This is a genomic window from Nonomuraea sp. NPDC000554, assembly GCF_040300065.1.
Taxonomy (GTDB): Bacteria; Actinomycetota; Actinomycetes; order Streptosporangiales; family Streptosporangiaceae; genus Nonomuraea.
This window is the reverse complement of sequence record NZ_JBEPDC010000012.1, coordinates 276,776-282,844: the sequence shown is the minus strand read 5'-3', so window position 1 is coordinate 282,844 and position 6,069 is coordinate 276,776. Positions and strand designations below refer to the sequence as shown.

Here is a 6,069-nt window from a genome sequence, read left to right as displayed (position 1 = left end):
GCCACGGCCACCACGTGGCCGGGACGCGCTCCCGCGCGGGTCACGGCCGGCCGGCCGCCCAGGTCGCCGAGCGCGGTCACGCCGAGCACCACCAGGTCGCCGCGGGTGGTGTCGCCGCCCACGACGCTCGCCCCGACCACCGCGCACTCGTCCCTGAAGCCCTCGGTGAGCGCGTCGAGCCAGGACACCGGCACGTCGGCGGGCATCCCCAGGCCGACCACGATCGCGGTGGGCACGGCGCCCATGGCGGCGACGTCCGCGAGGTTCTGCGCGGCGGCCTTGCGCCCGATGTCGTACCCGCTGGACCAGTCGCGGCGGAAGTGCCTGCCCTCGATCAGGAGATCGGTTGAAACCACCACACGCCCGTCAGGCGCGCTCACCAGGGCGGCATCGTCTCCCGGGCCGAGTAGAACCGCCCGACCTTGGGGTAGACGTCCGGATATGCGAGAAACTGCTCCGAATTCGCCGAGATCTCCGACTGTGATGACACACCTCCTGACGCACACAGGGTACGGTGGCCCTTCTGCGTGATCCAACCGCCTGGGAGGACGTAATGGTGCATGCCTACATCCTTATTCAGACCGAGGTCGGCAAGGCCGCGAACGTGGCCCATGAGATCTCCGGGATACCCGGAGTCACCCAAGCGGAGGACGTGACGGGCCCGTACGACGTGATCGTGCGCGCGGAGGCCCGCAACGTCGACGAACTGGGCAAGCTGGTCGTCGCCCAGATCCAGGCCGTGGAGGGCATCACACGTACCCTTACCTGTCCGATCGTGCATATCTGAAAGTAGATCTTCCATGCGTGCCGCCGCCGTCCTGATGATCCTGCTCGCGCTCGCCGGGTGCGGCGGCGCGGTCCAGGTGGAGCCGCCCGCCCCGCAGGGCGAGGTGGCGGCGGCCTGCGTGAAGCTCGCGGGGCTGCTGCCGAAGACGCTCGACGGCGTGGAACGCGGCACGTCCACGCCCGAGTCGCCGTACGTCGTCGTCTGGGGCGAGGCCGACATCGCGCTGCGCTGCGGCGTGCCGCGGCCCGCGCGCATGGCGGCCACGGACCAGCTCCAGGAGATCGACGGCGTGGGCTGGTACGCCGACCCCGAGAAACCCACCCTCTTCACCGCCGTCGCCGCTCCGCTCTACGTCGAGGTGACGATCGCGGGGACGCACGTCGCGCCGGAGGTCCTGGCGGATCTCTCCGGCGCGGTCACGAAGGTGAGCAAGGGCCTCGGCGGGTAGGTCAGCGGAGGCCGGGCGAGCGGTTGAGCGCCAGCTGGATGAGCCGCTCGACCAGGTCCGGGTACGACAGCCCCGACGCCGCCCACAGCTGCGGCGCCACCGACAGCGAGGTGAACCCGGGCATGGTGTTGATCTCGTTGCAGACCAGCTTCCCCTCGGGCGTGTAGAAGAAGTCGACCCGCGACAGCCCCTCGCAGTCGAGCGCCTCGAACGCGCGCACGGCCATCGCCCGCAGCTCCTCGGCCACCTCCTGGGGGATGTCGGCCGGGACGGTCAGCGACATCTGGTCGGGATAGTACTTGGCCTCGAAGTTGAAGAACTCGTGGCCGCCCTCGACCCGCACCTCGCCGGGCAACGAGGCGACGGGCGGCTCGTCACCCAGCGACTCGAGCACCGCGCACTCGATCTCGCGCCCCTCGATCGCCGCCTCGATCAGTACCTTCGGGTCGTGCTGCCTGGCCAGCTCGACGGCCTCCTCCAGCGACGCCCTGTCATGCGCCTTGGAGATGCCCTGCGACGACCCGGCCCTGGCCGGCTTGACGAACACCGGCCAGCCCAGCGCCTCGGCCTCCTTGACCACCCGGTCGCGGTCGAGCCGCCAGTCGCGCTCGCGGACCACCACGTGGCGGCCCACCGGCAGCCCGGCGGCGGCCAGCACGGTCTTCATGTACGCCTTGTCCATGCCGACGGCGCTGGCGAGCACGCCCGAGCCCACGTAGCGCACCCCGGCCATCTCCAGCAGGCCCTGGATCGTGCCGTCCTCGGCGAACGGGCCGTGCATCACCGGGAAGACCACGTCCACCGCGCCGAGCTCGACAGGGATGCTGCCGGGCGCGTAGGCCACCAGCGAGCCCTCGCCGGAGGGCAGCGCGAGCGCCGTGCCCGAGGTGTCGACGGCCGGAAGCTCGCCGGCCTCGATGGCGTACCGCTGGTCGGTCGCGGCCAGCACCCACCTGCCGTCCTGGGCGATCCCGATCGGGATCACCTCGTACCTGCTCCTGTCGATCGCTTCCAGGACGCTGCCCGCGCCCATCAGGGACACGGCGTGTTCCGAATTGCGACCACCGAAAACGACGGCGATGCGTGGCTTGCTCATGTCGTCCGAATCTACCGGCGTGTCCTCAGGACAGCGAGTCGAGCACGCGGGTGATGTCCGTAATGCTCGGCCAGATGTCCGTAATCGACGTGCAGAAGCGCGGCAAAATCCCTCAGACCCCGTACCGCTCAGGCTTGGGCGAACGGGACATCAGCAGCATGCCCGCCTCGGCCGGCGACATGCCGTCGTGCACCACGCCCACCACGACCTCGGTGATCGGCATCTCCACGTCGTGCTTCCTCGCCAGCGCCAGCACGGACTCGCAGGACTTGACGCCCTCGGCGGTCTGGCGGGTGGCCGCGACGACCTCGGCCAGCGTCATGCCGCGTCCGAGGTTCTCGCCGAACGTGCGGTTGCGCGACAGTGGCGAGATACAGGTGGCCACCAGGTCGCCCATCCCGGCCAGCCCGGCGAAGGTGTGCGGGTCGGCGCCGAGCGCCGCGCCCAGCCGGGAGATCTCGGCGAGCCCCCTGGTCATCAGCATGGCGCCGACGTTGTCGCCCATGCCCATGCCCGTCGCGACGCCGACGGCCAGCGCGATCACGTTCTTGACCGCGCCGCCCAGCTCCACACCGACGACGTCCGGGTTGGTGTACGGACGGAACCACGGCGGCAGGTGGCACGCCTTCTGCAGCCGGGCCGCGACGGCCTCGTCGGTGCAGGCCACGACGGTGGCGGCGGGCTGCCGCATGGCGATCTCCTTGGCCAGGTTCGGCCCCGACACGACGGCCACCCGCTCCTCCGGCACCCCGGCGACCTCGCGGATCACCTCGCTCATCCGCTTGGTCGTGCCGAGCTCGACCCCCTTCATCAGGCTGACCAGGACCGCGTCGGGCGGGATGTGCTCCCGCCAGGCCGCCAGGTTGGGCCGCAGCGACTGCGACGGCACGGCCAGCACCACGAAGTCGGCCCCGTCGAGCGCCTCGGCCGGGTCGGTGGTGGCGCGCAGCGAGGGGGGCAGCGCCACGCCGGGCAGGTAGTCGGAGTTCATGTGGGCCCGGTTCACGGACTCCACCGTCTCCTGGCGCCGCCCCCACAGCGTGGTGCGGTTCCCGGCCTCGGCCAGGATCATCGCGAACGTGGTGCCCCACGAGCCGGTGCCGAATACGGCCGCGTTGGTCATGCCATCACCGCCTGGCGGGGTCGTAGGGAGTGTCGGGCGCCTTCTCGCCGCGCAGCTCGGCGAGCTGCGCGGTGATCGCCGCCGTGATGTCGGCCGTCGCCTCGCGCAGCACGTCCGCGTGCGGCGGCCTGCCCTGGTACTTCGACAGGTCGACCGGCGGGCCCACCTGCACGTGGAACGTCTTGCGCGGGAACAGCCTGGGCTTCTTCTCGCCGTACGGCAGCAGCTCGTGGGCGCCCCAGTGGGCCACCGGGATCACCGGCGCGCCGCTCTCCAGCGCCAGCCGCGCGGCGCCCGTCTTGCCCACCATGGGCCACAGCTCGGGATCTCTGGTGCAGGTGCCCTCGGGGTAGAACAGGATCGCGCCGCCGTCGCTCAGCCGCTCCTCCGACTCCTTCAGCGAGTTGATCGCCTCGCTGCTGCCCCTGGCGACGGGGATGGCGCGCAGGGAGCGCACGGCGTGGCCGAGGAGGGGCACGCGGAACAGCCCGCCCTTGGCCAGGATGATCGGCCAGCGCCCGTGGTTGTACAGGAAGTGCGACAGCAGGACGGGATCGGTCCACGACAGGTGGTTCGCCGCGATGATCACGCCGCCGGTGCGCGGGATGCGCTCGCCTCCCCGCCAGTCGTGTTTGACCAGGAGCCGCGACAGTGGTTTCACGATCACGACGGCCAGGGTCTCCCAGAATCGCGATGGTCGCGTGGGGCGCCTCATGCTCTCCTCCATCGGTTGAGCCCCAAGTCTCCCGGTTGGCCGCGCGGGATGTCGAGGCGCGATGCTTAGCCTATGAGCATCCGCTGGTCACTGGTCATTCCAGTGAAGACGCTGGTCGCGGCGAAGACCCGGCTGGCCGCCGCCACGGGCCCGCACCGCACGCGGCTTGCCGTCGCCGTCGCCTGTGACACCGTCTCGGCGGCGCTCTCCTGCCCGCTGGTGGCGCGGGTAGTCGTGGTGACGGCCGATCCCGCCGCCGCGGGCCCGCTCGCGGCCCTGGGCGCGGACGTCGTCCACGACCCCGACCGCGGCCTGAACACCGCCCTGCGGACGGGCGCCGCGCACGCCGTGGAGGTCGCGCCCGGCGACGCCGTCGGCGCGCTCCAGGCCGACCTGCCCGCGCTGCGCCCCGGCGAGCTGGCCACGGTGCTGGCCGCGGCGGCGGAGTTCGACCAGGCGTTCGTGCCCGACGCGCTCGACGTCGGCACCACCTTCTACGGGGTGCGGCCCGGCCTGCCGTTCACGCCGCGCTTCGGCGGCGAGTCGCGGGCCAAGCACCTGGCGGGCGGGGCCAAGGAGCTGTGCCTCGACGGCGTCGACTCGGTCAGGCGCGACGTCGACACCCCCGACGACCTGCGCGCGGCCGTCGCCCTCGGCCTCGGACGGCACACCGCGGCCGTGGTCAGCCAACTGTGGCCAGCGTCCTGATCCTGGGTGAGGTGACGACCGCCAGGTGCGACAGGCCGAGGACGGCCGCGCCCACGGCGAACGCCGCGTGCGCGCCCAGCCACTCCCCCAGCGCGCCCCCCGCCAGCCCGCCCACCGGCCCCGCGCCCCACATGAGGAAGCGCATGCTGGCGTTGACCCGGCCGAGCAGGTGCTCGGGGGTGACGCGCTGGCGGTAGCTGAGCTGGGTGACGCCGAACACCACGCTGACCGCCCCGAACAGCAGGGAGGCCAGCGGGAAGAACAGCAACCGCCAGCCCGGCCCCGTCGCCAGGGCCGGGAGGTAGAGGACGGTGGCGAGCACGGCGGAGCCGTACAGGGCTCTGCCGGTGCCGAAGCGGGCGGTGACCCGTCCGACGAGCAGCGCGCCCACGAGGGAGCCGACGGCCGAGGCCGACAGCAGCAGGCCGTACTGGGCGGCGCGCACGCCCAGCTCCCTGATCAGGTAGAGCGGGAGGGCGACGGACATGACGCCGTTCGCCATCATGACGAGCGCGCCGCCGACCGCGATCCTGCGCAGCACCCGGTCGCGGGCGACGAACCCGACGCCTTCCGCGACCTGCCGGCGCAGCCGGCCGTCGCCGCGTCCCGGCGTCTCGGTGGCGCGTACGCCTGACAGCAGCAGCGCCGAGAGCAGGTAGCTGGCCGCGTCGGCGAGCAGCGCGAACGGCGCGGTGAGCAGGTTGACCAGCCAGCCGCCGAGGCCCGGCCCGGCCAGGAGGGAGACCTGCCGGGTGACCTCCAGCGTCGCGTTGCCGCGTTCGAGCCCCTCCCTGGGGACGATGGCGGGCAGGAAGCTCATGTGCGCGACGTCGAAGAAGACCGTGCCCAGGCCGAGGACCAGGGCGACCGCGAAGAGCTGCGGCAGGCCGAGCACGCCGAGCCAGGCGGCGACGGGGACGGTGAGCAGCGCCAGGCCGCGCACCACGTCGGACCAGATGAGGATCGGCCGCCGTCGCGCCCTGTCCACCCACACGCCCGCGGGGAGCCCGAGCAGCAGGAAGGCCGCCATCTGGGCGGCCGACAGCAGGCCGAGCTGGAAGGCGCCCGCGTCCAGGGTCAGGACGGCGGTGAGCGGCAGGGCGACGGCGGTGACCTGGGTGCCCATCTGGGTGATGCCGTTCGCCCAGACGAATCGCCGGAAGTCCCCGTTCTGTCGCATGACTGGCGATCC

General features: G+C 72.3%; 8 protein-coding genes. 3 read left to right on the top strand and 5 right to left on the bottom strand.

Annotated elements, in window-relative coordinates:
* The coding region (locus ABT294_RS24015; protein ID WP_502912114.1) for an AIR synthase related protein at positions 1–443 on the bottom strand (443 nt) is incomplete at its 3' end.
* 110 nt (positions 444–553) lie between these two features.
* On the opposite strand from ABT294_RS24015, the gene ABT294_RS24010 reads away from it, so the two are divergent.
* Positions 554–787: an Lrp/AsnC family transcriptional regulator gene (locus ABT294_RS24010; protein WP_350808470.1), complete on the top strand. Its 234-nt coding sequence runs from the start codon at positions 554–556 to the stop codon at positions 785–787.
* Between the two features lie 13 nt (positions 788–800).
* Positions 801–1,235, top strand: a complete 435-nt coding sequence (locus tag ABT294_RS24005; protein ID WP_350808469.1) for a DUF3515 family protein — start codon at positions 801–803, stop codon at positions 1,233–1,235.
* Position 1,236: 1 nt separating this feature from the next.
* On the opposite strand, the gene ABT294_RS24000 is transcribed toward ABT294_RS24005, so the two are convergent.
* The 3 genes from ABT294_RS24000 to ABT294_RS23990 all read right to left on the bottom strand — a co-directional run bounded on the left by ABT294_RS24000 (position 1,237) and on the right by ABT294_RS23990 (position 4,121).
* Positions 1,237–2,331: a D-alanine--D-alanine ligase family protein gene (locus tag ABT294_RS24000; protein WP_350808468.1), complete on the bottom strand. Its 1,095-nt coding sequence runs from the start codon at positions 2,329–2,331 to the stop codon at positions 1,237–1,239.
* Between the two features lie 112 nt (positions 2,332–2,443).
* Positions 2,444–3,454 carry an NAD(P)H-dependent glycerol-3-phosphate dehydrogenase gene (locus ABT294_RS23995; RefSeq protein WP_350808467.1) on the bottom strand — a complete coding sequence of 337 codons (1,011 nt, stop codon included), beginning with the start codon at positions 3,452–3,454 and terminating at the stop codon, positions 2,444–2,446.
* Positions 3,455–3,458: 4 nt separating this feature from the next.
* Entirely contained in the window at positions 3,459–4,121 is a 663-nt protein-coding gene (locus ABT294_RS23990; RefSeq protein WP_350808466.1) for a lysophospholipid acyltransferase family protein, read from the bottom strand.
* 120 nt (positions 4,122–4,241) lie between these two features.
* Here ABT294_RS23990 and cofC point away from each other — a divergent pair, with 120 nt between their 5' ends.
* Positions 4,242–4,877, top strand: coding sequence for a 2-phospho-L-lactate guanylyltransferase (gene cofC / locus ABT294_RS23985; protein WP_350808465.1), 636 nt, complete (start codon positions 4,242–4,244; stop codon positions 4,875–4,877).
* Here the strand turns inward: cofC and ABT294_RS23980 are convergent.
* The gene (locus ABT294_RS23980) at positions 4,852–6,057 is read right to left on the bottom strand and encodes an MFS transporter (protein WP_350808464.1); all 1,206 of its coding nucleotides are present in this window, start codon (positions 6,055–6,057) and stop codon (positions 4,852–4,854) included. The genes cofC and ABT294_RS23980 overlap by 26 nt on opposite strands.
* Between the last annotated feature and the right edge of the window lie 12 nt (positions 6,058–6,069).

Coding starts and splice junctions, on each gene's coding strand:
- ABT294_RS24010 (WP_350808470.1), top strand. CDS start 554: ATGGTGCATGCCTACATCCTTATTCAGACCGAGGTCGGCAAGGCCGCG.
- ABT294_RS24005 (WP_350808469.1), top strand. CDS start 801: ATGCGTGCCGCCGCCGTCCTGATGATCCTGCTCGCGCTCGCCGGGTGC.
- ABT294_RS24000 (WP_350808468.1), bottom strand. CDS start 2,331: ATGAGCAAGCCACGCATCGCCGTCGTTTTCGGTGGTCGCAATTCGGAA.
- ABT294_RS23995 (WP_350808467.1), bottom strand. CDS start 3,454: ATGACCAACGCGGCCGTATTCGGCACCGGCTCGTGGGGCACCACGTTC.
- cofC (WP_350808465.1), top strand. CDS start 4,242: ATGAGCATCCGCTGGTCACTGGTCATTCCAGTGAAGACGCTGGTCGCG.
- ABT294_RS23980 (WP_350808464.1), bottom strand. CDS start 6,057: ATGCGACAGAACGGGGACTTCCGGCGATTCGTCTGGGCGAACGGCATC.